We start from the raw sequence: 24727 nt of genomic DNA, 5'->3' as shown, positions 1-24727 counted from the left end.
AGCAAGACTGCAATGAACAGGAAAAACGGAGAACGTCCAATGGCATCGCAGAAAGTAGCGCTGATAACAGCCGGCGGTCGCGGCATCGGGGCCGGGGCTGCCCGGCAGTTGGCTGAGAAGGGCTATGGGGTTGGCATCCTGTCGGTGTCAGGCAATGGCGAAGCCTTGGCCAAGGAGTTGGGCGGTGTTGGCATCACTGGTTCCAATCTGGAAACAGCTGATCTGCAAAAGCTGGTGGATGCTGCTATGGAGCGCTGGGGCCGCATCGATGTTCTGGTGAACTCGGCGGGCCATGCGCCGAAGGGCGACCTTTTGGAGATCAGCGATGAGGACTGGCATATAGCCATGGACTATCTGTTGATGAATGTGATCCGACCGACCCGTCTAGTCGCGCCGATCATGGCAAAACAGGGCGGCGGCGCGATCATCAACATTTCCAGTTTTGCAGCTGCCGAGCCCGACTTGGCCTTCGTCACCTCTGGCGTTTTTCGATCTGGTCTTTCTAGCTTCGCCAAAATGTTTGCCGACAAATACGCCGCTGAGAATGTGCGCATGAACAATGTGTTGCCGGGCTTTATTGATAGCTTGCCGGAGAAAGACGAGCGCCGACAACGCGTGCCCATGGGTCGCTATGGCAAAGTGCAGGAAGTGGCTGGCCTGGTCTGTTACCTTGCGTCTGACGAAGCAGCTTACGTGACCGGCCAAAATATCCGCATTGATGGCGGTATGACGCGATCAGTTTAGCCAGGAGTAGGCCTTGAACATTGGAAGATGCGCACGCTTCGGGATAAACTGGAACCTCACGCGTTCTGGCTTGCGCTCGAACCGTTGCCCAAGCGTCATAACCGGAAGCGTCTGGCCGCGGGATGCGTTCATTGTTTCCCACTTTGTTGCATGGGTCTTTACGATCGCAGATAAGCAGCGTGCGCGTTTCGGCTCGGCTAGCCCAGCGATGGGCGTCGTCGCGCCGTAAAAAGGTCTCACTGGCATAGCGTCCTTTACGCCATACTTGGACGCGATAAGCACCGGAAGGAAGCCCAGAAATGGACGCCATTTTAGTGTGCGCTAGCCGTCATCGATGCGGAGCGATCTAGGGGTATTTCGGGCGAAATCCAGCGTAAGAACCTCGACTGTGGCCAATTGAAAAAAAGATGAAAAATCAAGGTTTTAAACTATCCGTGGCTCCAATGATGGATTGGACGGACCGTCACTGCCGGTATTTTCATCGGCTGATGTCGCGGCGGGCCGTGCTTTACACCGAAATGGTGACGGCGGATGCTGTGATCCACGGCGTCCGTAAGCGTTTGCTTGGGTTCTCGCCCGCAGAACATCCAATCGTCCTTCAGCTAGGTGGTTCAGACCCTGCTAAGTTGGCTGAGGCTGCGCGCATTGGTGCTGACCGTGGCTATGATGCGATCAACCTGAATTGTGGTTGCCCGTCGGATCGCGTCCAGTCCGGCACATTCGGTGCCTGCTTGATGCGCGATGCGGCGCATGTAGCAGGCCTTGTGGAGGCGATGAAACGCGCCACGACGATCCCTGTCACAGTGAAGTGCCGCGTTGGCGTTGATGATCAAGACCCGCACCAGGTGCTTCCAGATTTCATCGCCAAGGTGCGCGATGCCGGGGTCGATGCGGTGATTGTTCACGCTCGAAAAGCCTGGTTGGAAGGACTTTCACCGAAAGAAAACCGCGATGTTCCACCGCTGGACTATGATTTGGTGCTGGCGATGAAGCGCGAATTCCCTGACCTCTGGATGGGCATCAATGGTGGTATTGCAGCTCTGGCAGATGCCAAGACCTTGCTTGATCAGGGCATGGATGAAGTGATGATCGGTCGGGCTGCGTATCAAACCCCAGCCGACATTCTGCTCCACGCCGATGAAGTCCTGTTTGGCGATACATCATCCTCTCAATCGCGCGGTGATGTGGTGCGCGCGATGCTGCCCTACATTGAAAAGCACCTCGTACAAGGTGGCCGTCTCAACCAGATCACCCGTCACATGATTGGGCTGTTCGCCGGTCAGCCGGGCGCGCGCCAATGGCGGCGTATTCTCTCAGAAGGTGCTCATCTGGATGGCGCTGGGCCGGAGCTGGTGCTGCAGGCTCTCAGTGCGGTGGAGCAGCGCCAAACGCAAAAGGCCACCGCAGCCTAAGCTGCGATGGCCTCCAAAACCAAGCTGAGTCGTCGGCTTTACGTGAACTGATCCATGCCTGGGATCTGCGCGATGATTTGGCCGACAACTTCGTCGCCCGCCTTTTCACGCGCGAAGCCAACCACTTCCTGTGTCACACCCTGAATCTGGCCCATATCAAGCCCAGCGCTCATCAACTCGCTGGCTGCTGACATCAGACCACCGGTTTGTCCGCCCATCAAACCACCAACAGCACCGGCAAGTCCGCCTAGGCCACCGCCGCCGCTCGATCCGCCCATCAGGCCACCGAGCGCTCCAGCGAGGCCGCCACTGGCGTCATCGCCGCCTTCGGTAAGGTTGGCGATGAACGCATCAGCGCCAGGAATGGCCTCCATAAGTTGGCTCATCGCATCGTCTGGGCCTTCCTTGTTGAGAAATCCCAAAATCACTCCAATGGCCGTTTGCGCGGTTTGTTCGTCAATGCCCACAGCGTCCGTGATGCGGCCAATCAGCTCTTCCATGCTCGCTTCCTTCCTGTCCTAAGCGAATGCGTTGCGCGCACCCTTGCGTCGGGCAAGGCTGGATTTCAAGGCATTTCCTTCCATCTTGCCCTTGCATCCCACGGCAAATCCCCAGACAAAGCGGTACTTTGCAGGTCATACTCTGACCCGTCGCCGCCATTCCTCACTAGCGATGAGACCATCATGTATAAAGACGATGCCATCTACCTTGGAACCGCAAGCTCCGACACCGACACGCCTGCGCCTCAACATCTGGCGTTGAAGCTTGCCAACCGGCACGGGCTGATCACCGGTGCAACCGGTACGGGTAAAACCGTGACCTTGCAGATCATGGCGGAGGGTTTTTCTCGCGCAGGCGTTCCGGTGTTCTGTGCCGATGTCAAAGGCGATCTCTCCGGCATTGCTGTCGCTGGCACAGAGAAGGATTTTTTGGAAGCGCGCGCCGAAACCATCGGCTTCAAGGATGAGTACACCTATGAAGCAACGCCAACGATCTTCTGGGATCTGTTTGGCGAAAAGGGTCACCCAATCCGCACAACGATCTCGGAAATGGGACCGCTGCTTCTCTCCCGCCTGATGGATTTGAATGAGACGCAGGAGGGCGTGCTCAACATCGCCTTCCGCATCGCTGACGAAGAAGGCTTGATGCTGCTCGACCTGAAAGATCTTCGGGCGATGCTGCTGAACCTGGATGAGCGTAAGGATGAGATTTCGGCCAAGTACGGCAATGTCTCTACTGCCTCCATCGGGGCGATCCAGCGTCGCTTGTTGGTGCTGGAAGACCAGGGTGGGGCCAATTTCTTCGGCGAACCGGCGCTAAAAATCGCTGATTTCATGCGCACGCACACCGATGGCCGTGGCATCGTGTCGGTGCTGGCCGCCGATAAGCTGATGAACAATCCGCGCCTCTACGCAACCTTCCTGTTGTGGTTGCTTTCGGAGCTTTTTGAGGAACTTCCAGAGGTCGGCAATCCAGACAAACCACGCGTTGTGTTCTTCTTCGATGAAGCGCATCTGCTCTTTGATGAGGCGCCCAAGGCGCTGCTGGAACGCGTGGAGCAAGTGTGTCGCTTGATCCGCTCGAAGGGTGTCGGCGTCTACTTCGTCACCCAAAACCCCTTGGATGTGCCAGATGAGGTGCTCAGCCAAATCGGCAACCGCGTGCAGCATGCTCTGCGTGCCTTCACCCCGCGCGATCAACGCGCTGTGAAAGCCGCCGCTGAAACGTTCCGCCCCAACCCCGAACTCGATGCGTTTGAGGTGATCACCCAGCTTGGCGTCGGCGAGGCGCTGGTTTCAACGCTGGAGAAAAAGGGCGTGCCGTCCATCGTGCAGCGCACGCTGATTCGCCCGCCATCCTCGCGCCTTGGCCCGCTTGAGGACGATGAGCGTGCCGAGCACATGAAAACCTCACCGGTTCTTGGCCAGTACGACGAAGCCGTCGACCGCGAGTCCGCGTATGAAATCTTGAAGAAGCGTGGTGAGGATGCGGCAGCCGCCGAGGCGCGCGCCCTGCAAGAGGAAGAAGAGCGCAAGGCCCGGGAGAAGGAAGAGAAAGAACGTGCCCGTCGTCGTGACGACTATGAAGATGACGATGACTACGATGATCGCCGGTCCGGCAGCCGTCGCACCCGTTCTGGCTTCGATATTCCCGAGTTTGGTCCCCGCAGCCGGAACTATGATTATGGTGAGCGCGACTCGCGCCGAACCGAGCGCCGCACAAGCTCACGATCTAGCTCATCCCGTCGGCGTCGGTCTTCCCGCCAAACGCCAACCGAAGCGATGATGAAATCGATCATGCGTTCGGCTGGTACTCAGATTGGTCGCGCGGTTGTGCGCGGTATTCTGGGTAGCCTGCGGCGTTAGCTGGCCTTCACCTCATATCGTTTGCCAAGATCATCCAGTCCGGCGCGGATGATCTCGGCAAGAACATCTTCATCCACATCGGCAAGCTTGTTGACGTATAAACAGGCCTTGCCAATTTTGTGCTTGCCCAGCCGGTCGAGCATATCGCCCATCTGTTGGTAGCCGGGCATGATGTAGAGGCTGAGGCTCGATTTGCGCGGTGAGAAACCTGTGGCCAGGAAATCGCCCTCACGGCCGCTTTCATAGCGATAGTGGTACTGCCCATAGCCCACGATGCTGTCGCCCCACATCACTGGGTTCCATCCGGTCACGCGCCGGAACAGTGCGTCCAAAGCGATCCCATCGTCACGCCGCCGATGTGGCTCAACGGCGCTGAGAAAACGTTCCACGCTTGCATCGGTTGCTTGGGTCTTGTTCTCTGCCATTCCCATCCTCCGGTTCTGGAACCGATTCTATCATGAGCACATCATCCACGTCACTTGCGCCAGCGCTAAACGCTGCTGATGCGCAGTTTGAGCAAAGCCTTGAGCGCCTGTTCGCGCTGCTGCGTATCCCCTCTATTTCCACCGATCCAGCCTATAATGGCGAGGTCAGAAAAACCGCTGCCCATGTGCATGGCGAGTTGGAGAGCTTGGGCTTTAAAGTCACCACGCATACAACCCCTGGCCATCCCATCATCGTTGCCAAGTGGGATGACGCTGCAAGCGACGGTCCACGTGCGCTGTTCTACGGGCACTATGATGTGCAGCCTGTAGACCCGTTGGAGCTTTGGGATCGCGACCCGTTTGATCCCATTGTCGAGACCCGTGCCGACGGGTCAAAAAAGATCGTGGCGCGCGGCGCGGCTGATGACAAAGGTCAGATCATGACCTTCATCGAAGCGTGCCGCGCTTGCATCCAGGCAACCGGCAAACTGCCGATCCCGATCACGATCATTTTTGAGGGAGAGGAAGAGTCTGGCAGCCCTTCTTTGCCTGGCTTTTTGGATGCCCACACCGATGATCTGAAAGCTGATGTCGCCCTCGTCTGCGACACGAATATGTGGGATCGCGACACACCCGGCATCACCACGCGGCTGCGCGGTATGTATGGTGTGGAAGTCACGATTGAGGCGGCGGATAAGGATCTGCATTCAGGCTATTTCGGTGGTGCTGCGCGCAACCCGGCCCACGTCCTCGCCAAGATCATTGCCGACCTGCATGACGATGACGGCGCGATAACGTTGCCAGGATTTTACGATGGCGTGGCCGAGGTGCCTGACGACATCATGGCGATGTGGCAACAGCTCGATTTCTCACCAGAGGCGTTTTTGGGTGATGTCGGCCTGTCTGTACCAGCAGGTGAAAAGGGCCGCTCGGTGCTGGAACAGATTTGGTCGCGCCCAACGCTTGAAGTGAACGGTATCACCTCCGGCTACACCGGTGAGGGCTTCAAAACGGTGTTGCCTGCCGCCGCATCCGCCAAAATTTCCTGTCGATTGGTCAAGGGCCAAGATCCTGATGCTGTGCGCCGGAGCTTTGAGGCGTTTGTTACCGAACGCCTGCCCGCAGATTGCAAGGCAGTGTTCAAAAACAAGGGCGCAGGGCCGGGCATTGAACTGGACACAACCGGACCGGCTTTTGTTGCCGCGCAACAAGCGTTGACCGATGAATGGCCAAAACCTGCTGCGTTCATTGGCGTTGGCGGCTCGATCCCCATCGTCGGCGATTTTCAGACCCGATTGGGTCTGGAAAGCGTGCTGGTTGGGTTCGGTTTGGGCGATGATCAGATCCACTCGCCCAACGAAAAGTACGAGTTGGAAAGCTACCGCAAGGGCATCCGATCTTGGGTGCGCATCCTGTTTGCCCTGGGAGAAACAGCGTGAAGGCGGCAAAGATGAAATCGGTCTGCGTTTTCTGCGGGTCGAACCCTGGCAACCATCCTGACTACGCAGCAGCTGCTGAGGCGCTCGGAACAGCCATCGCCAGACGTGGGGCAACGCTGGTCTATGGCGGCGCGGAAGTCGGTCTTATGGGCATCACCGCGGATGCGGCTTTGGCAGCTGGTGGTGAGGTCATTGGCATCATCCCAAAAGCGCTGATGGACAAGGAAATTGGCCACAAAGGTCTCACCCGGCTGGAAGCCGTCGGGTCCATGCATGAGCGCAAAGCGCGCATGGCGGAGCTTTCCGATGGGTTCGTCAACCTGCCCGGTGGCACTGGCACGTTGGAAGAGATGTTTGAAGTTTGGACGTGGGGCCAGCTTGGTTTTCACGACAAGCCAATTGGCGTGCTCAATGTACGCGGCTTCTACGATCCTTTGATGGTGTTTCTTGATCACCAGCGCGATGAAGGCTTTGTGAAACCTGGCCTGCGCAACACGCTGCTTTCCGCAAAAGAGCCTGATCCACTGCTTGATGCGATAGAGGCCTATGAACCGCCCGTGGTGCAAAAATGGGTGGAGCGCGAAACGCTCTAACGTGCCTGTCAGCATGCGTCAGCAACAAGGCGCGCGGCATCCTAGCTATTGACCGTGCGCAATGGCAGGTGCTGCCCGCTATGCTTCTCCTCCTTCGGCACAGAGGGGATCCATGGCTGCTACTGACAAGACTGAACTGCGCACCATCACCGAGAAAGAGTTCGCAAAGCTCATCAAACTGCTCGATGGTCTGGATGAAGACCTGGCCAACCAGCCTGACAAAGACGATGCGGTATCGATCAAACAGGTGATCGGCCACCGGGTCCATTGGATGGATCTGTTCTTCGGTTGGTACGAAGATGGGAAGGCTGGCCGAGAGGTTGAAGTGCCTGCCCCAGGGTACAAATGGAACCAGCTAAAGCCCTACAACGCCAAAGTTTATGAGGCAGCAGCGGAGCAATCATGGGCCAACATGATGGCTCAGCTCAAAGAGCACCATGCCAATTTCCTCGCCCTCATCGATAGCTTGGACGATGATGTGCTCTACGCCAAACACATATATCCCTGGACCAACGATTGGACGCTCGGTCGCTGGGCCGAATCCTCTGGCCCAAGCCATTACCGCTCGGCGGCAAAGTTCGTGCGCAAGGTTAAGCGCGAAGCTGCGGCTTAAAGCGCAGCCAGGCCGTTCAAGTCGGCAAGCACGGCAGCCGGCGATAGGTCCAGATACTCGTCCGGCATACCGGCACGATTGATCCAAACGGTACGGAACCCAAACGCGGTCGCGCCTGCGATGTCCCACCGGTTGGAAGACTGAAATGAGACTTTGTCAGGAAAGGTGCGAAACTGGCTGGTTGCCATGTCGTAGACGTCGGGATGCGCCTTGTAGGTGCGCAGTTGGTCCACAGACAGTACGGCGTCCAGAAGCGGTCCAATACCGGCAGCTTCCACTGCACCCTCCAGCATGGACGGCGAGCCGTTGGAGAGAATGGCAAGCTTTGCGCCGCCTTCTGAAAGCGTTCGCAGAACAGCGGGCACCTCGGGGTAACAATCAAGGCGTGAATAGGCCGTCAGCAGATCGTCGCGATAGGCCCGGTCAACGCTCGGCACCAGAGCAAAGGCGGTATCAAGGGCTTCTTCGGTCAACTGCCAAAAGTCTTTGTACCGCCCGGACAGCGCGCGCACCCAGGAGTATTCCAACTGCTTATCACGCCAGATTTGCGACAGTTTGGCCCCATCCGGCCCTATCTGGTCGGCGTAGCGACGCACAGCCGCGTGTACGTCAAACAGAGTGCCGTAAGCATCAAAAATGTAGACCGGATAAGGCATGGACAATGGCTCGCTGAGCAAGGAGGAGGAGTGCTGCGCAGTTCTAGGGGCATGGGGTGCAAGGTCAAGCCTTGCCTATGGCTGATAGGCTTGCGAAGAAGAGTGCAACGCATTGCTTTTCTCCAACTTTTGGCCACGCCATGAATCACCATACGCACGCCAGCCACCACCATCACGATGCATCGCAATTGCCCGATTGTTGGACGTTTTTTGATGGACGTTGGCAGGAGGGCAACACACCCGTTGCCGGGCCCATGACTCATGCCTTTTGGTGCGGCTCAACAGTGTTTGATGGCGGCCGGATTTATGACGGCATCGCCCCCGATCTGCTCGCGCATTGCCAGCGTGTGAACCGTTCCGCTGAAGCCCTCAACCTTGCCCCAACCATGGAAGCTGAAGAGATCATGGCGTTGGCGCTGGAAGGGGCGAAGAACTTTTCTGCCGACCAAGCGCTTTATGTGCGCCCCATGTACTATGCTGAGGGTGGAGGCTTTATGGGCGTCCCGCCGAGTGCGGAGACGACGCGCTTTATCATGACGCTGTTTCACGCCGACATGCCTGACCCAGCCGCAGGCATGTCGATTGGTGTATCAAGCTTCCGCCGCCCGACGCTCGAAACCATGCCGACAAACGCCAAGGCAGGCTGCCTCTACCCCAACAATGGACGCGCAATCCTGGAAGCCCAGCAACGCGGTTTTCAAAACGCATTGGTGCTCGACATGCTGGGCAATGTGGCCGAACTGGCCACATCCAACGTGTTTTTGGTGAAAGATGGTGTGGTGCGCACACCTGCACCTAACGATACCTTTTTGAATGGTATCACCCGCCAGCGGATCATCGGTCTTTTGCAGGATGACGGCATCACGGTTGAGGAGGTGAAGCTCACCGTGTCTGATTTCCACCAGGCTGATGAAATCTTCTCCACCGGCAACTACTCCAAGGTGATGCCGATCACCCACTTTGAGGGTCGCGATATTGCGCCAGGTCCATTGGCGGCCAAAGCGCGCTCGCTCTACACCGCTTTTGCCAATGACGGGTCGCACGCCCTGTGAGTGCAGCCCTTGTGAAAGCAGACCGCAGCCAGCTTCTGATCATTGATGTTCAGGAACGCTTGGTACCAGCCATGCAAGACCCGGCAGGTGTCGTCGATACTTGCGCTTTCCTGGCCCAAGCTGCGGGGCATTGCGGCGTGCCCATCGTGATATCGGAGCAGTATCCCAAAGGCCTTGGTCACACCGTGCCTGCTCTACTGGAAGCCTGCACCCGCCCGACCTTGATCGAAAAGACCGCTTTCTCCGTCGCCCAAGAGAAAAAGCTCCTCGACAAGCTGCGCAAAAAGCGCAGCGACCAGCGACGCGATCAGATTATCATCGCTGGCGTAGAAGCCCATGTTTGTGTGTTGCAATCGGCGCTGGAGCTCTCAGTGGCCGGTTTTGAGGTGTTTGTGGTCGCCGACGCCATCTCCTCGCGCCACATCGGTTCACGAGACATTGCGCTCTCACGCATGGCGCATGCGGGCGTGGTGCCTGTCAGCAGCGAAATGGTGGCGTTTGAATGGGTAGGCGACGCCAAAGCCAAGGCATTCAAGCCAATCAGTGCGCTCGTACGCACGCGATGATCAATTGGCGTTGAGCAGAATAGTAAGCGCCAACAGTCGGAACCTATTGTCGCCGTCGGGGTTGGGCCTTAAGTAATGACCCTAAGGCAAGCTGATCTCACATTCAGGTTTGCCGATCTTCTTCTTAACCCCCGATTTGCGGAGACATTCCATGGCTTTCGAACTGCCTGATCTTCCCTATGCTTACGACGCGCTTGGCCCTTACATGTCGGCTGAGACGTTGGAGTTCCATCACGATAAGCACCACATGGCCTATGTCTCCAAGGGCAATGAGCTGGCTGAAGCCGCTGGCATGGCCGACAAGTCGCTTGACGAGATCATGAAGGCGAGCTTCGGCTCCAATGCACCGCTGTTCAACAATGCCGGTCAGCACTTCAACCACATCCATTTTTGGAAGTGGATGAAGCCAAATGGTGGCGGCACGTCCCTGCCAGGCGCTCTGCAATCAGCCATTGATTCTGATCTTGGCGGCTATGACAAAATGCGCGCGGACTTCATCGCCGCAGGTGTTGGTCAGTTTGGTTCCGGCTGGGCTTGGATTGCGGTCAAAGACGGCAAACTGGAGATCATGAAAACACCAAACGGTGAAAACCCAGTGGTGCACGGTGCAACCCCAATCCTGGGCTGCGATGTTTGGGAGCATTCCTATTACATCGACTACCGCAACGCGCGTCCAAAGTATCTCGAAGCGTTCATCGACAGCATGGTCAACTGGGACTATGTGGCCGAGCTTTTCGAGGCCACACGCTGATAAAAGCACAACCGGTGAATGTAGCGTTCAGCGTTTGACGTTACGTTCACCGGTTGTTAGCTCTCCACCACTACATCCTTAGCGATGGTTGGGGAACCTCACTACGCTAACAAGTCAGCCATCGTGCTCGACGACAATCCGCAGATGCGTGGCATCTTGCGCTCGATCCTGAACACGATGGGTCTGCGTTCGGTTGCGGAGTTTTCAGATCCCATAGGCGCGCACAACCATTTGGAAGGCCATCATGTGGATGTCGCCGTGGTGGACCTTGTCCTCAACAGCAGCATCAATGGCATGGAGTTGGCGCTTGCGGTTCGACACAATCCATTGATTGTGAACCCGATGATGCCAATCGTCATGGTTACGGGCTACGCCAGCGCATCCGTTATCACCCAAGCCATCAATTTCGGCGTGGATGAGCTGGTCACCAAGCCGTTCAGTGCGCGCGACTTGATGGCGCGCGTAGAAAAAACGATCAAACGCCCACGCTCTTACATCCGCACACCATCGGGCTACTTCGGCCCTGATCGCCGTCGCCGCATCGACCCGATGTATCGCGGTCCAGAGCGCCGCCAGGATGATTTGGCTGACATTCTCAATTCGCAGGGAAACACGGTGCGCAAGGCCATCAAGACGCTGCGCCCGGACCCGGTTGTTGAAAAACGCTCGGTTGAAGAAACGGTTGAAGAAGCTGTGTTTATGCTGGATTAGAGTGGACTAGCTCTTCACTTACTGGCCATCGTTCACCAGGATAAGACTGCATGACGCCTGGGCTCGTGATCTCCGCACCATCGTCCGGTGCTGGCAAAACAACCGTAACGCTTGGTCTGCTGCGCGCGTTTGCTGATGATGAGGTGTCAGTGCAGCCTTTTAAGGTTGGTCCTGATTACATCGACCCGGCCTTTCATCACGCCGCTTGCCGCCAACCCTGTTACAATCTCGACAGTTGGGCGATGGCGCGCGGTCTTACCACCGCCATTGCATTCAAAGGCGCAGACGCTGACATGGTCATCGCTGAAGGTGCGATGGGCCTTTATGACGGGGCGGAGAAACCTGGTGCAAGCGGATATGGTTCCAGCGCCGAACTGGCCGTACAGATGGGCTGGCCCATGGTGCTGGTGGTGGATGTCGCCAAACAGGCCCAATCAGCCGCCGCCGTGGCATTGGGGTGCGCAACGTTCAATCCCGACCTTCCTTTTGCGGGCGTCATCCTGAACCGCGTCGCGAGCGCCCGCCATGAACGTTTGGTGCGATCAGGGATGGAAATAGCCGGACTGCCCGTGATCGGCGCCTTGCCGCGGCGCAGTGATCTGACGTTGCCAGAACGACATCTTGGCCTGGTCCAAGCCATGGAGCACCCAGACCTTGAGCACGCCATCGCGCTGGCTGCTGATACTGTGCGTCAGCACTGCGATCTGGCTGCTTTGCGCGCCAGTGCGAAAGCTTTGCCACCGATAGAAACGGGCACGTCTTTGCGACCACCGGCGCAGCGCATTGCGCTGGCGCAGGACCAAGCCTTTTCCTTCCTCTATCCCCATCTGCTCGACGCGTGGCGGCAGGCTGGCGCTGAGATCATGCCGTTCTCACCGCTGGCCAATGAAGCGCCTGATCCGTTAGCCGATCTTGTCTGGTTGCCTGGCGGCTACCCGGAACTGCATGCCGGGCGATTGTCCGCAGCAGACCGATTTTTGAAAGGCCTACGTCTGCACGCAGAAACCCGTCCCGTCCATGGCGAGTGCGGGGGTTACATGGTGCTTGGCGAGGCGCTGATCGATGCAGATGGCACCCACCACAAAATGGCCGGTCTGCTTGGCCTTGTCACGAGCTACCAAACCCGCCGTCTCCACCTCGGCTATCGCCACGCTGAACTGCTTGCGGCAATGCCCGGCTTCCCAAAAGGCGCGATGTTGCGCGGTCACGAGTATCATTATTGCTCGATCATCGAGCAACCGGACAGGGCACTGGCCAAAATCGCAGATGCATCAGGCAACACGGTTTCGGAGACAGGCTCCTGCCGAGATCAGGTGACGGGAACCTTTTTTCACCTCATCGCGCCAGATGTTTGAGTGGATTATCACCCGGGAACAACCTTCACCCGGCCACTTCGATGGCGAAGGCAAACACCTCGCCAATCTCATCCAAGCGATCAAACCGCCCGGCCGCGCCGCCATGGCCCGCATCCATGTTGGTTTTTAAGAGAAGTGGTGCATCGCCGGTTGAGAGCTCGCGCAGCCGCGCCACCCATTTGGCCGGTTCCCAATAGGTCACACGCGGATCTGTCAGACCGGCTAGCGCGAAAATCGCCGGATAGTCTTGTGCGCTGACCGCGTCGTAGGGCGAGTAAGCCTTGATGCGGTGAAACGCCTTCTCATCCTCAATTGGATTGCCCCACTCTGGCCATTCCGGCGGGGTTAGGGGCAGCGTGTCATCAAGCATGGTGTTGAGTACATCAACAAAGGGCACCTGTGCGATGATGCCAGCAAACTTCTCGGGCGCCATGTTAGCCACGGCGCCCATCAGCATGCCGCCCGCTGACCCGCCTTGCGCAACGATCTTGCTTCCATCGACAATGCTTGAACTCACCAAATGATCGCGCACGGCGATAAAATCGGTGAAGGTGTTCACCTTGTGCTCGGCCTTGCCCTGCTTGTACCAGGCAAAGCCTTTGTCCTTGCCGCCACGAATGTGCGCGATGGCGTAGACAAAGCCGCGATCCACCAGGGATAGGGCGTTGGTGGAGAAACTGGCGGGGATCGAAATACCGTAAGAGCCATAGCCATAGAGCAGGCAGGGCGCCGACCCATTATCTTTGTGATCAGCGCGTGTGAGCACGGTGACAGGCACCTCTGCCCCATCGCTGGCCTTGGCGAAGATGCGCCGCACGGCATAGTCCGCTGGATTGTGGCCTGAAGGCACCTCTTGCACCTTGCGCACGGTTTGTTCGCCGGTGCTGAGATCAACATCGATGGTGCTTTGCGGCGTGGTGGGTGAGGAGTAGCTGAAGCGCAGCGTGTCCGTCGCGTGCTCGTAGTTGGTGCCAAAGCCCAGCGCGTAAGCCTCTTCGTCAAACGCAACCGCATCGACAGTGCCGTCAGCCCTGCGGTAGCAGAGGCGAGGCAGTCCACCGGCGCGCTCCAGCCAGACAAGCCAGTCTTTGAAGGCCATATGCCCCAGGATCAGGCGGCCCGGTTCATGCGCGACCAGATCGGCCCAGGTGTCCCTGCCTGGCGAAGAAACAGGCGTGCTAACGATTTTGAAGTCTTCCGCGTCATCAGCATTGGTGAGGATGATGAGTGCATCGCCTTGATCCTCAACGGAATACTCGTGCCCAACCTCGCGATGCGCCACACAAAACAAATCTGATTGTGGCGCGTGCAGATCAAGCAGCCACACTTCGCTGGTCTGGTGATCATGGCAATCAATCACCAAAAACCTGCCGGACTGGGTGCGTCCAACCCCGACGAAAAAGCCGGAGTCTTCTTCTTCGTAGATCAGTTCATCCTCGGCGGGATCAGCGCCAAGCTGGTGACGAAACACTTTTGATGGGCGGTGATTATCATCGAGCCGCGTGTAGAACAGTGACGTGCCATCGGCCGACCAAACACCACCACTGCTGGTTTCCTCCACCGTGTCCGGCAGGTCCTCGCCGGAGGCGAGATCGCGAATGCGCAACGTGTATTTTTCTGAGCCCTTATCGTCTGCCGACCAGGCTAACAACGTGTGATCGTCGCTGTGCGAGGCGCCGCCAAAACGGAAATAGGCTTTGCCCTTGGCCAGCGCATCACCGTCCAGCAAAATGGTATCCTCGCCGCCATCTCTGTGTGTGCGCACAAACAGGGGATGCTGCCCGCCCTCGCGATAGCGCGTGCCATAAGCGTATGCCCCATCGGGCGCTGGCACAGAGGCATCATCCTCTTTGATGCGCCCGCGCATCTCTTTCACCAGCGTTTCTTTCAAGCTCTGCAACGGTGCCAGTGCCGCTTCGGCATAGGCATTCTCTGCTTCCATATGCGCGCGGATATCCGCGGCAAGTGTCTCTGGCTTGCGCATCACCTCCTGCCAGTTGTCAGCACGAAGCCAGGCATACAAGTCGTCCAGCGGAACGCCGTGGACGACGCGGTTTGTTCCGTGCTTGGCAGCAACAGGAGCGGGCAGGGTGGGGGCAGAAAAGCTCACAACGGACGCCTTAGCTTTCGGTCTCTTCAGGTTCAAAGTGCAACGCCACGCCATTCATGCAGTAGCGCAGACCGGTCGGCTGAGGGCCGTCGGTGAACACATGGCCCAGATGTGCATCGCAACGTGAACAGCGATTTTCCACCCGGCGCATAAAGAACGAGCGATCTTCATGATCGTCCACAGCGCCCTCGCCAATTGGCTGGAAGAAGCTTGGCCACCCCGTGCCGGAATCGAACTTAGCGGACAACTCAAACAACGGTTGCCCGCAGCATACGCAGCTGTAGGTCCCTTCTCGTTTTTCCTCATTGTAAGGATGGCTGAAAGCGCGCTCCGTGCCGTGCTTGCGTGCCACTTTGAAAGCCTCAGGCGTCAGACGCTCTTTCCATTCAGCTTCCGACACGCTCATCGGATCAACATCATCGGGGAGGGGGCTGTATGTTTTTGTCATCATTGCCTCATCTGGCTTGCAATCAAAATGTGAGGCGAACATAGGCGCTTGTGCGCGAACAACAAGCAGACTTTCAAGCGCGTTTTAGTGAGCCAATTGTGAGCTGTTTCACGCGACATGCTTGAGGCGTCGCTGACGGGCCGACGTTAATCTGTGCATTTTAGGAACAACTGCGATGCTTTGATGTCGATTGTGCACCGAAAACCATTGACCGGGCGCGCAGGGTGTATAGGTAATCATCCCAACACCTTAGCTCGCATCATTCAATTCGAGTATCGCGCTCGCACACCTGTAACCATAGGCACCCCTCTTCAGTGATCGGCCCTGATAGTCCCGCTGGCTTTTATCTCGCGCTTGCCGCGCCGTTCATTGCCGCCGCCATTGCTCCCTTCGCCCACAAGTGGCTAGGCCACCGCGCTGCGTGGCTCTTGGCATTAGCGCCGGCTTTCATTGTTCTTCACTTCCTTGGCTACATGGTGCCGACCGAAACGGCTGACGGTATATTGCCCTCAGTTGCTGAAGGCGGACGCTATCTGTTTGCCTTGCCCTGGGTGCCTTCGCTTGGCATTGGCGCGGACTTTTATGTTGATGGTCTGGCGCACACCTTTGCTCTGCTGATCTCCGGCATTGGTTTCTTCATCGTTCTCTACGCTGGTGGTTACCTGAAGGGCCATGAGCATCTGGGGCGGTTTTTCTCGTTCATTTTGCTCTTTATGGGTTCCATGCTTGGCGTGGTGTTGGCTGACGATGTCATCACCCTCTTCGTCTATTGGGAGCTGACGTCGATCACGTCATTCCTGCTGATCGGGTTCAACCACAAAGCAGAGCGCTCGCGCCGTGCTGCCATTCAAGCGCTGATTGTCACCGCCGGCGGTGGCTTGGCCCTGTTGGCTGGCTTGCTGTTGATGGCTGCTTACACGGGCACCTTCTCACTGTCGGAAATGGCGACGATGACGCCATTGATCAAAGGCTCGGTTCTTTATGTGCCGATCCTGCTGTTGGTGCTGGGTGGCGCGTTCACAAAGTCCGCGCAATTCCCATTCCATTTCTGGTTGCCCAACGCGATGGAAGCGCCGACGCCCGTTTCGGCCTATCTGCACTCGGCCACCATGGTGAAGGCAGGCGTTTACCTGCTGATGCGCTTGAACCCGACACTCGGTGACACGGTTCTTTGGTCCACGATTCTGCCGATCTTTGGCTGTGTGACGTTGCTGGTGGGCGCGCTTCTGGCACTGCGTCAGACCGATCTGAAATTGATGCTCGCCTACACCACTGTCGCCTCATTGGGGCTGTTGGTGGCGCTGACGGGCACATCCGACGAGGCGATTATCAAGGGCGCGGCGCTCTATCTGGTTGCCCATGCGCTCTTCAAAGCCGCGCTCTTCATGGTGGCTGGCACTATTGATCATGAGGCAGGCACACGTGACCTCACCAAGCTTGGTGGCCTGCGTGCGGCGATGCCAATCACGGCTGCTGCTGCCTTATTGGCGGCGCTCTCGATGGGCGGCCTGCCACCGTTCATTGGTTTCCTCGCCAAAGAATACATGTACAAAGGCGCAGCCTATCCAGACCTGCAATCGATCCTGCTCACCACATCACTGGTGCTGAGCAATGCCATGATGTTTGCAGCCGGTTTTGCTGTCGCGCTGCGCCCGTTCTATGGCGAGAAAAAAGAAACGCCCAAAAGTGCGCATGAGGGCCCGCTGATGCTTTGGGCAGGTCCGGTAACGCTAGCAACGCTCAGTCTAATCGGTGGTGTTTTGGCGGCGACAACGGGCGACATCATCATACAGCCGTTGCTATCGGCCATTCTGGGCGAAGATGTTTCGGTGCATCTGCATCTGTGGGAAGGCTTCAACATAGCTGTAGCCCTGTCGCTGGTGACCATAGCCATTGGCACTACGCTTTATCTTCTCCTTGATCGGGTGCGGGGCGTCATTGCAGGCGTCCTCGACTTTATCGGCTGGGGGCCAGACAAAGGTTTCGATCAGGCCCTCGCTGGCTTGGTCTCGATTTGCTACGGCCTCACCCGTCGCATCCAGTTCGGCCGTATGGAAGGCTACATGACGATCACTTTTGCCCTGGTGGCGGTGACGTTCATCGTGCCTCTGACCATCTATGGCGAATGGCCAAGTCTTGCTGAATTGGCTGATATCAGTGACGCCACATTCTACGAGCTGGCGGTTGTTTTCATTGCGCTTGTCGGTATCGCTGCGGTCCTTACCGCTTCCAACCGTCTGACAGCCATTGTCTCTTTGGGCATTCAGGGTTTTGCGGTCGCGCTCATTTTCATGCTCTTCGGCGCGCCGGATCTGTCGTTCACCCAGTTTATGGTTGAAACGCTGTCTGTGGTCATTCTTGCCCTTGTTATGACGCGTATGGCGCTCTTCAAGCGCGATCATCGTTCGTTCTGGCAGTCCATGATGGATGGTGCCATCGCGATTGCCTGCGGCGTTGGTCTCACTGGCTTGTTGCTCTCCGTGCTCTCGCATCCCTTTGATGGCCGCTTGTCCGAGTTCTTTGCCGAGCACTCTTATCCCATCGCCCAAGGCCGTAACATCGTGAACGTGATTATCGTCGATTATCGCGGTTTGGATACGCTGGGCGAAATCGGGGTGGTTTTGATTGCCGGCTTGGCAATCCTCGCCTTGGTGCGCCTGAAGCCAAAGCCCACAAAACCAAGCAAAGCTGATGAAGCCGCCCAGCAGGTCACTCGGGAGGCTGCAGAATGAACACCGTCATCTTCCGTGCGCTGGCGCCTTACCTCACAACATTGATGGTGCTTTTCTCCATCTTTATCTTGTTGCGCGGCCACAATGAGCCGGGTGGCGGGTTTATTGGTGGCCTCATCGCAGCATCTGCCCTGGCGATTTATGGTATTTCCAATGGCGTGCCAGCGGTACGCCGCGCGATCTGGGCGCACCCGATCCACATTGCTGCTTTTGGGCTTTTTCTGTCCGGACTTTCCGGGCTGCCATCGATGCTGGTTGATGCGCCGTTTCTGACTGGTCTTTGGACGTCACCAACGATCTTTGGCGTTGAGCTGAAGCTGTCCACCATCCTGTTCTTCGACATCGGGGTGTATCTGGTCGTGCTTGGCACCATTGGCGGCATCGCTTTGGCCCTTGAAGAGCGAACGGATAACTAGCGATGGAGTTTATTCTTTCCCTTCTTGTTGGCGTCTATTTTGCCGCTTCGGTCTACTTGATGCTTTCGCGGCACGTGATCCGCTTGCTGCTGGGTGCGGCACTGCTTTCCAATGCGGTCAACCTGCTTATCTTTACCGCAGGCCGCCTGGTGCATGAGGTGCCACCTGTTATTCCGCTTGGGCTGACAGCGCCGCCGACTGTCACAGCCAATCCATTGCCGCAAGCGCTGGTGCTGACGGCCATTGTGATTGCCTTTTCAATCTTTGCCTTCTTGCTGGTGCTCGCCATGCGCGCCTACCAGGAGCTTGGCACCGACGACACTGACCATATGCGCGTGGCTGAGCCGGTGGATGCACCGCGCCCACCGCAAGGCTACTGAGGACTGAACGCGTATGGCCGGTGAAACCGCCTCCTATTCTTACGTTGATCTGAGCGTCGCCTATGTCGACGCAACGATAACGGCTGCCGACTATCTGGTTGTTTTGCCAGTGGCTGGGCCGCTTATCATGTCCGCTTTTGCTTTGATGATGCGCCGCCAGCCCCACCTGCAGCCGTGGATCGCCGGGATCACGCTTGGTGTTGTCTTCATTGGCAACCTGGCACTTACTGCGCGGGTGCTCGACAGTGGTCCAGTCTTCATGGCCATGGGCCGTTGGCTGCCACCCTTTGGTATCTCGTTCAACGCCGATGCGCTTGGCGTCATAATGGCGCTCACGTCATCCTTGGTGGCGCTGGTTGCCGTTCTTTACTCGGCCAAGAGCGTTGATGGCGATGGCCGCCGCTATGGCTTTTATCCGTTCCTCCTGATGCTGACATCAGGTGTGTCTGGGGCGTTCCTCACCGCTGACCTCTTCAACCTCTATGTCTGGTTTGAGGTGCTGTTGATTTCATCGTTTGGTTTGATCGTGCTTGGTAACTCGCACGCGCAGCTCGATGGCGCGGTGAAGTACGCGTTTCTGAATCTGGTGGCCACAACACTGTTCCTAATTGGCGTGGGTTACACCTACGGCTTGTTTGGCACACTCAACATGGCCGATCTGTCACTGCGTATCGCTGAAAGCCAGGCGACGGGTGGCATGCCGTTGGCAACGCTCGGAGCACTGTTTGTTTTTGCGTTTGCAATGAAAGCGGCGGCCTTCCCACTCAATTTCTGGCTGCCCGCCAGCTATCACACGCCCAACATCGTTACGTCCGCCGTGTTCGCCGCCCTGCTGACCAAAGTGGGCATCTACGCCCTGCTGCGGGTGGTGGGCATGCTCTACCCCGGCACCTTCGATACGTTCCAGGACGTGCTCATTTGGATTGCGGCGCTGACCTCGCTTTTGGGCGCAGCAGGCGCGTTGGCAAGCACGGACATTCGCAAAATCCTGGGTTTCCTGGTCCTCTCGGGGATCGGTGCTATGTTTGTTGGTATTGCCATCGCAACCCCTGACGGACTGCGTGGTACAATCCTTTACGCCGTTCACTCCATCTTGGTGATGGCGGCGCTCTATCTTGCCGCCGGGGTCATCGGACGCATGAACGGATCGTTCGACTTGCGGTCCGTCGGCGGCCTCTACCGAGCCAGCCCGTTCTTCGCGGCTATGTTCTTGATCTTGGTTTTCGCTATTTCTGGTTTGCCGCCCTTTTCCGGCTTCTGGCCAAAGGTGATTTTGGTCCGCGCCTCCATGGTGGCAGGTGAGGGGTGGCTGACCGCGGCCTACCTCGTCTCCAGCTTCGTTGCGATGATCGCCATTGGCCGTGTTTGGCTGTTCGCTTTCTGGCGCAACGATATCGAAGGTGGAGCCATCCCCGTAACGGGGCTTTCGCTTGACGAGGCGCGTACCTATTTAACACCCATCGCGGTTCTTGTTCTGGTTATCATTGGCCTTGGCATCATCGCAGACCCGGCAGTCAATCTGGCAAGCCTCGCCGCCGTCGGCCTTGTTGATCCTTCCGCTTACATCACGGCCATCTCGCCGGTGGCGCCATGATGCGCACACTGCTCAACCCAACAAAGGGAGCTCCCACATGACCGGCATGTTTCTTGTCAACGTGCTGCTCGCTGTGGCCTGGGTGTTTGTGACCGGTGGGTTCTCGTTCCTCAACGGCCTGTTTGGTTTCGTGCTGGGTCTTGGCGCGCTGTCGCTTATTCGCGAGCAGATTGGCACGATCGGCTATGTGCGCCGCGTGCGCCGCGTGACCTCGCTTGCCTTCTTGTTCCTCTATGAGCTGGTTATGTCGGCGATCCGCGTGTTCAAGCTGGTGCTGACGCCTGACCTTTCCAAGCTGGAACCAGGCTTCATCGCGTATCCACTAACCGTCGACCGTGACTTCGAGATCAGCTTGCTTGCCAATCTGATCACACTAACGCCTGGAACCCTGTCTGTTGATGTGTCGGACAACCGCCGCACGCTCTACATTCATGCCATCCATGTGCCTGATCCAGAAGCGTTGAAGGAAGACATCGCAACAGGGTTTGAGCGCAAGATCATGGAGGCCTTCCGATGACAACACAGGATTTCCTGGTCCTCTGCTCCCTGATCGCTCTGGGTATCCTGGTGGCAGCATTCTTGGTGATTGCTGTGCGCATCATCATCGGGCCCACGCTGCCGGATCGCGTGTTGGCGCTCGATATGCTAGTAGCAACCGGCATCGGCTTTATCGCCGTTGTTGCGGTCAAAACAGGGTATTTGCTGTTTTTGGATATCGCGATTGCGCTTGGACTTGTTGGGTTCTTGGCAACAGTCGCCTTTGCTCGCTTTATTCTTAAACGTGACCGGCCACCAGAGGCCGACGCCGATATGATCGATATCGAGCACGAAGCACATCCGCCACGCGATAAAGACAGCAAACCGGAGCCAACTGTACGTCCACGCGTCAGTGGAAGGCCATCATGAACGGTATCATCGACATCCTTACCGGTTTGATCATCATTACCGGGGCTGTTTTCACCTTAGTGGCTGCTATGGGCATCTTGCGGTTTCCTGACCTTTACAGCCGAAGCCATGCCGCTTCTAAGGCTGGGACCTTGGGGTCAGGGCTTTTGCTTGCTGCTCTTGCTTTGCACTCAGGTGAGTTGGGTGTTGTGACCCGCGCGTTTGCAGCATTTCTGTTCTTGCTGCTCACCGCTCCTATTGCTGCGCATCTGCTTGTTCGCGCCGCCTACTATGTTGGCCACAAGCCATGGGAAGGCACGCAAATCGACAATCTGGCAGGTAAATACAAAGATGATGGTCGTAATTTACGTTGCGATAGCTTTGATTGACCTTCGCACTTTCTGCGAATGCCTGTGTTGTTTGCGTTTCATTAGGTAAACTTGTTTCAACGAATTGTATCGCACTGACATGCTACTTATCTTTGCATGGCGGCATAGTGGCCGCTAATAAGTAATTGTTCTGTTGCCTGAGAATCAGCTTCAAAACGTATTTGAGGCCATTGGCCATAAATTTGCCCACCCAGCGCTGTTGAATACATTTAAAGGCGCGCGCAGGTGTGAAAGGAATAAGTATGAGCGAAGAAACAGCCGGACAAGCCGAAGCTGTCGACACCCAAGGAATACTGGTTGATCTCACCGCGGATATTGTGTCCGCCTATGTTAGCCACAACGTCATTCCTGCTAGCGATGTGCCAACACTAATCAACGATATACATGGAACTCTCGGCACATTGATGGGCCACCCTGCCGAGCCACCCAAAGAAGATCAGAAGCCTGCCGTACCGCCTAAGAAGTCGATCACACCAGATTATCTTATTTGTCTGGAAGACGGTAAGCGCTTCAAATCTCTCAAACGCCATTTGAAGACGCACTACGATCTGTCGCCTGAGCAGTATCGCGAGAAGTGGGGCCTGCCGTCTGACTATCCAATGGTGGCACCAAACTACGCTGAAGCCCGCTCACGTTTGGCCAAAGAAATGGGTCTTGGGCAGCGCCGCGCGAAAGCCAGCTAGTCTGCATTTCTGGCCCGGCGCATTCACCGGGTACCACACTTCGTCTTTCTGCTGCGCGCCAAGAGCGGGAGACAGATACAACAAAAAGCGTCCAGGGTTGTCCTGGGCGCTTTTTTTCTTTGCAAAAAGACAGTGAAACTTATCCCCGCCGACCTGCCCATGGATAACTTAGGAATTTATACCTATAGTATCCAACGAGGAGGTTCACGTGCCAGTTTCGTTTTTTCCCGCGGTCTCGCAGTATAGAGACAAGGATAGCATCAGTGCATCGCGCGCCCAGGGAACAGCGCCATTTGGTGCCGGCGATGCCCGGCACCTGCGTACCGATGGTTTGATCCAGGCGCGCACGCGCAATGTCGAAGCGTGCGTTGCTTTGGTGTTTGGCGTGCGTCACGAGTCGTTGCGCGCAAGTACCCGCGGCAAAGCCGATGTCGCGCGCGCAAGGCAAGTGGCCATGTACCTCTGCCACACGACGCTGGGCTTCTCTCTAACAACAGTTGGTGACTTGTTTGACCGCGATCGCACAACGGTCAGCCACGCATGCCGTGTTGTTGAAGACTTGCGTGACGTTTCAGACTTCGATGCCCGTTTGTCTTACCTGGAGCACACCGTTTTGGCTGGCTGTATTGCGGCACCACAGCCTATCTCAACACCGGCTTGGGAGCGTGCCCGTGGCTAGCGAAACGGCACGCCGTGCGATGGCAAAAACACCCGTCCGACTGCGAGATCTTCAACGCACCCTCAAAGCGATTGGCGCCGGACGATCGCTGCCCAAGTCGCAGTTTGGTTGGCTGAAAGCTCAAGGGTTTGTCGGCGGCGTAGCAGAAAGGCCGATTCTCACCGCCAAGGGGCGAAGTGTCGCCGGGGCAAACATCGCGTTGGCTCAGGAGGATTCGATCATATGCGATGATACTCTGCATTTGCCCGACGCCATGGATCGGCTGGCAAGACCCCGTAATGGTGAGGAGCCTTTGATTGAGCGATGTGATCTGGCCGCTGCGCGCAAGTTTCAAAGCGACCTCCAACGCGCTGGGCTGCGCCAAAGGATCACCCAAAGCTGGTCGCTGGCTTCACTTGGTCAAAGTGGTGGGAAGACCGCAGGCAGTTCGTCACGCCATGAACCGATTTGCATGCTCGACGCTCGCGAGCGAGTGAACCGGGCTTGCGCATCCATTGGTCCTGAGTTTTCAGGCCCACTGATTGACATTTGTCTCTATGAGAAATCACTCACCAGTGTGGAGAAAGAACGTCGCTGGCCAGCGCGCTCGGCCAAGCTTGTGATTGCGCTGGGGTTGCGCGCTCTGGCTCGTCACTATGGCCTCACGCGAGCAGCGACGGGTGGAACCGCGGGCCCTGCGTAAACGGATCAGGCCGCTTGGGCCTGTTCTGCTTCGTGGCGAATACGCTCGATCATCGCGCGCAACCCGTTAGAGCGTTGGGGCGAAAGATGTTCGTCCAAACCTAAAACGGCCATGCGGCCCAGCGCATCGACCTCCAGCGCATCACTGGGCACGCGACCATTGTAGAGTGCCAAAACAATCGCCACCAATCCACGCACGATATGGGCATCGCTGTCGCCGCGAAAGTGTAAGCCGCCCGACGCATCCAGCTCATCGCGTACCAGCCAGACTTGGCTCGCGCATCCCAATACCTTGGCATCGTCGTTGCGTTCATTGTCCTGAAGCGGCTCAAGGGTACGGCCAAGCTCGATCACATAGCGGTAGCGATCTTCCCAGTCGTTCAAGAACTCGAAATTGTCGCGGATTTCGGAGAAGTCAGCCATGCGCTTGCCATCCAGACAGTGTTGCACCCCGATCCATTGCTTTTGATCGTTGGTGTGTCCTGCAAGCAGATAGCGGCCCAGCTCCCGCCCGGCAAGGCAGATTGCGTCGGTCTTTTTTACCTCGCTTAAAGCGGTGGGTACTCGCTGGCTGGAATGCGCCCATCCGCCGCCATGATCAATGCCGCCACATCATCGCGGTTTGCATCACCCTGGGGAAGGGGGACTGCGAGATCATCCTGCGCGCGCACCGGTATGGCATCGGTCTGTCCCTCATCAGCGAGCCAGCCTTGAACAACGCCAGCGGAGTACACCGCCTTTTGGCGCAGCACATCCACAGTGGCAGCGCCCGTGGCGCAGGCGTTGGGATTGCGATCACAAAAACCACGCATATCGCTCACCACGGTTTGCACGGCGGCAAACGTCTCGAACGCCCCTGGGCCGTTGGCAATCCCTGCCTCTTCGCGGTCGATGGGCAAAACAAGCAAAATTAATGCAAGCCAGAAGGCTGTTCGTATCAAAAACATGATGGAGCGTCCGTCCCGTTGAAGCTCGATTGAGCAGAACCTAGCAGGCGGCTGTGAAAGGCGGGTGCAAGAGGGCCCGCGCTTTTGAAGCAACATTGAG

28 protein-coding genes are annotated in these 24727 nt (G+C 57.2%); 21 read left to right on the top strand and 7 right to left on the bottom strand.

Features of this window, described 5'->3' with window-relative positions; genetic code table 11:
- Positions 1–39: 39 nt before the first annotated feature.
- Positions 40–744: an SDR family oxidoreductase gene (locus ABWH92_RS17020; RefSeq protein ID WP_375570407.1), complete on the top strand. Its 705-nt coding sequence runs from the start codon at positions 40–42 to the stop codon at positions 742–744.
- Between the two features lie 407 nt (positions 745–1151).
- Positions 1152–2156 (top strand): tRNA dihydrouridine(20/20a) synthase DusA, encoded by a 1005-nt coding sequence (dusA, locus tag ABWH92_RS17015; protein ID WP_375570405.1) that lies wholly within the window; start codon positions 1152–1154, stop codon positions 2154–2156.
- Between the two features lie 38 nt (positions 2157–2194).
- On the opposite strand, the gene ABWH92_RS17010 is transcribed toward dusA, so the two are convergent.
- Complete coding sequence (locus ABWH92_RS17010; protein ID WP_375570404.1) at positions 2195–2656, bottom strand: DUF2780 domain-containing protein; 462 nt, start codon at positions 2654–2656, stop codon at positions 2195–2197.
- 183 nt (positions 2657–2839) lie between these two features.
- On the opposite strand from ABWH92_RS17010, the gene ABWH92_RS17005 reads away from it, so the two are divergent.
- Positions 2840–4522, top strand: a complete 1683-nt coding sequence (locus ABWH92_RS17005; RefSeq protein WP_375570402.1) for a helicase HerA-like C-terminal domain-containing protein — start codon at positions 2840–2842, stop codon at positions 4520–4522.
- Here the strand turns inward: ABWH92_RS17005 and ABWH92_RS17000 are convergent.
- A complete protein-coding gene (locus tag ABWH92_RS17000; protein WP_375570400.1) occupies positions 4519–4947 on the bottom strand; it encodes a DUF1801 domain-containing protein in 429 nt (142 codons plus the stop codon). The genes ABWH92_RS17005 and ABWH92_RS17000 overlap by 4 nt on opposite strands.
- A gap of 32 nt (positions 4948–4979) precedes the next feature.
- Here ABWH92_RS17000 and ABWH92_RS16995 point away from each other — a divergent pair, with 32 nt between their 5' ends.
- The 3 genes from ABWH92_RS16995 to ABWH92_RS16985 all read left to right on the top strand — a co-directional run bounded on the left by ABWH92_RS16995 (position 4980) and on the right by ABWH92_RS16985 (position 7592).
- The gene (locus tag ABWH92_RS16995) at positions 4980–6386 is read left to right on the top strand and encodes a dipeptidase (protein ID WP_375570398.1); all 1407 of its coding nucleotides are present in this window, start codon (positions 4980–4982) and stop codon (positions 6384–6386) included.
- Between the two features lie 11 nt (positions 6387–6397).
- Complete coding sequence (locus ABWH92_RS16990) at positions 6398–6979, top strand: TIGR00730 family Rossman fold protein (RefSeq protein ID WP_375570397.1); 582 nt, start codon at positions 6398–6400, stop codon at positions 6977–6979.
- A 112-nt stretch (positions 6980–7091) separates the two neighbouring features.
- Complete coding sequence (locus tag ABWH92_RS16985; RefSeq protein ID WP_375570395.1) at positions 7092–7592, top strand: ClbS/DfsB family four-helix bundle protein; 501 nt, start codon at positions 7092–7094, stop codon at positions 7590–7592.
- Here ABWH92_RS16985 and ABWH92_RS16980 read toward each other — a convergent pair.
- A complete protein-coding gene (locus ABWH92_RS16980; RefSeq protein WP_375570393.1) occupies positions 7589–8248 on the bottom strand; it encodes a haloacid dehalogenase type II in 660 nt (219 codons plus the stop codon). The two genes, ABWH92_RS16985 and ABWH92_RS16980, sit on opposite strands and share 4 nt — an antisense overlap.
- 140 nt (positions 8249–8388) lie before the next feature.
- Here ABWH92_RS16980 and ABWH92_RS16975 point away from each other — a divergent pair, with 140 nt between their 5' ends.
- The 5 genes from ABWH92_RS16975 to ABWH92_RS16955 all read left to right on the top strand — a co-directional run bounded on the left by ABWH92_RS16975 (position 8389) and on the right by ABWH92_RS16955 (position 12683).
- A complete protein-coding gene (locus ABWH92_RS16975; protein ID WP_375570391.1) occupies positions 8389–9300 on the top strand; it encodes a branched-chain amino acid aminotransferase in 912 nt (303 codons plus the stop codon).
- Entirely contained in the window at positions 9297–9866 is a 570-nt protein-coding gene (locus ABWH92_RS16970) for an isochorismatase family protein (RefSeq protein ID WP_375570390.1), read from the top strand. The genes ABWH92_RS16975 and ABWH92_RS16970 overlap by 4 nt, the downstream gene beginning before the upstream one ends.
- Positions 9867–10017: 151 nt before the next feature.
- Complete coding sequence (locus ABWH92_RS16965; RefSeq protein ID WP_375570388.1) at positions 10018–10617, top strand: superoxide dismutase; 600 nt, start codon at positions 10018–10020, stop codon at positions 10615–10617.
- Positions 10618–10701: 84 nt separating this feature from the next.
- Positions 10702–11328, top strand: coding sequence for a response regulator (locus ABWH92_RS16960; RefSeq protein WP_375570386.1), 627 nt, complete (start codon positions 10702–10704; stop codon positions 11326–11328).
- A gap of 50 nt (positions 11329–11378) precedes the next feature.
- Positions 11379–12683, top strand: a complete 1305-nt coding sequence (locus ABWH92_RS16955) for a cobyrinate a,c-diamide synthase (RefSeq protein WP_375570384.1) — start codon at positions 11379–11381, stop codon at positions 12681–12683.
- Between the two features lie 25 nt (positions 12684–12708).
- On the opposite strand, the gene ABWH92_RS16950 is transcribed toward ABWH92_RS16955, so the two are convergent.
- Together ABWH92_RS16950 and msrB are read right to left on the bottom strand one after the other, a co-directional pair.
- Entirely contained in the window at positions 12709–14793 is a 2085-nt protein-coding gene (locus ABWH92_RS16950; RefSeq protein ID WP_375570382.1) for a S9 family peptidase, read from the bottom strand.
- Positions 14794–14803: 10 nt separating this feature from the next.
- Positions 14804–15244 (bottom strand): peptide-methionine (R)-S-oxide reductase MsrB, encoded by a 441-nt coding sequence (gene msrB / locus ABWH92_RS16945; protein WP_375570380.1) that lies wholly within the window; start codon positions 15242–15244, stop codon positions 14804–14806.
- Positions 15245–15558: 314 nt separating this feature from the next.
- Between msrB and ABWH92_RS16940 the strand changes: the two genes are divergently transcribed.
- From ABWH92_RS16940 to ABWH92_RS16895, 10 genes are all read left to right on the top strand, one after another.
- A complete protein-coding gene (locus ABWH92_RS16940) occupies positions 15559–17973 on the top strand; it encodes a putative monovalent cation/H+ antiporter subunit A (protein WP_375574277.1) in 2415 nt (804 codons plus the stop codon).
- Complete coding sequence (locus ABWH92_RS16935) at positions 17970–18389, top strand: Na(+)/H(+) antiporter subunit B (protein ID WP_375570378.1); 420 nt, start codon at positions 17970–17972, stop codon at positions 18387–18389. The genes ABWH92_RS16940 and ABWH92_RS16935 overlap by 4 nt, the downstream gene beginning before the upstream one ends.
- Before the next feature lie 2 nt (positions 18390–18391).
- Positions 18392–18769 (top strand): Na+/H+ antiporter subunit C, encoded by a 378-nt coding sequence (locus tag ABWH92_RS16930; RefSeq protein WP_375570376.1) that lies wholly within the window; start codon positions 18392–18394, stop codon positions 18767–18769.
- A 13-nt stretch (positions 18770–18782) separates the two neighbouring features.
- Complete coding sequence (locus ABWH92_RS16925) at positions 18783–20363, top strand: Na+/H+ antiporter subunit D (RefSeq protein WP_375570374.1); 1581 nt, start codon at positions 18783–18785, stop codon at positions 20361–20363.
- Positions 20364–20400: 37 nt separating this feature from the next.
- Positions 20401–20880: a Na+/H+ antiporter subunit E gene (locus ABWH92_RS16920; RefSeq protein WP_375570372.1), complete on the top strand. Its 480-nt coding sequence runs from the start codon at positions 20401–20403 to the stop codon at positions 20878–20880.
- Complete coding sequence (locus tag ABWH92_RS16915) at positions 20877–21269, top strand: cation:proton antiporter (protein ID WP_375570370.1); 393 nt, start codon at positions 20877–20879, stop codon at positions 21267–21269. Before ABWH92_RS16920 ends, ABWH92_RS16915 begins: the two co-directional genes overlap by 4 nt.
- On the top strand, positions 21266–21637 hold the full coding sequence (gene mnhG, locus ABWH92_RS16910) for a monovalent cation/H(+) antiporter subunit G (protein WP_375570369.1): 372 nt from the start codon (positions 21266–21268) through the stop codon (positions 21635–21637). The genes ABWH92_RS16915 and mnhG overlap by 4 nt, the downstream gene beginning before the upstream one ends.
- Positions 21638–21879: 242 nt before the next feature.
- Positions 21880–22320 carry a MucR family transcriptional regulator gene (locus tag ABWH92_RS16905; protein ID WP_375570367.1) on the top strand — a complete coding sequence of 147 codons (441 nt, stop codon included), beginning with the start codon at positions 21880–21882 and terminating at the stop codon, positions 22318–22320.
- A 208-nt stretch (positions 22321–22528) separates the two neighbouring features.
- Positions 22529–22999 carry a helix-turn-helix domain-containing protein gene (locus ABWH92_RS16900; protein ID WP_375570365.1) on the top strand — a complete coding sequence of 157 codons (471 nt, stop codon included), beginning with the start codon at positions 22529–22531 and terminating at the stop codon, positions 22997–22999.
- Complete coding sequence (locus ABWH92_RS16895) at positions 22992–23681, top strand: DUF6456 domain-containing protein (RefSeq protein WP_375570364.1); 690 nt, start codon at positions 22992–22994, stop codon at positions 23679–23681. Before ABWH92_RS16900 ends, ABWH92_RS16895 begins: the two co-directional genes overlap by 8 nt.
- Before the next feature lie 5 nt (positions 23682–23686).
- Here the strand turns inward: ABWH92_RS16895 and ABWH92_RS16890 are convergent, their stop codons facing one another.
- Together ABWH92_RS16890 and ABWH92_RS16885 are read right to left on the bottom strand one after the other, a co-directional pair.
- Positions 23687–24103, bottom strand: coding sequence for a SufE family protein (locus ABWH92_RS16890; RefSeq protein WP_375570362.1), 417 nt, complete (start codon positions 24101–24103; stop codon positions 23687–23689).
- Between the two features lie 125 nt (positions 24104–24228).
- Positions 24229–24627 carry a DUF5330 domain-containing protein gene (locus ABWH92_RS16885; RefSeq protein WP_375570360.1) on the bottom strand — a complete coding sequence of 133 codons (399 nt, stop codon included), beginning with the start codon at positions 24625–24627 and terminating at the stop codon, positions 24229–24231.
- Positions 24628–24727 lie beyond the last annotated feature (100 nt).

This window comes from Ahrensia marina (genome assembly GCF_042140245.1).
GTDB lineage: Bacteria > Pseudomonadota > Alphaproteobacteria > Rhizobiales > MH13 > MH13.
Note: the sequence above shows the minus strand (reverse complement) of the source record. Positions and strands in the feature narration are given on the sequence as shown.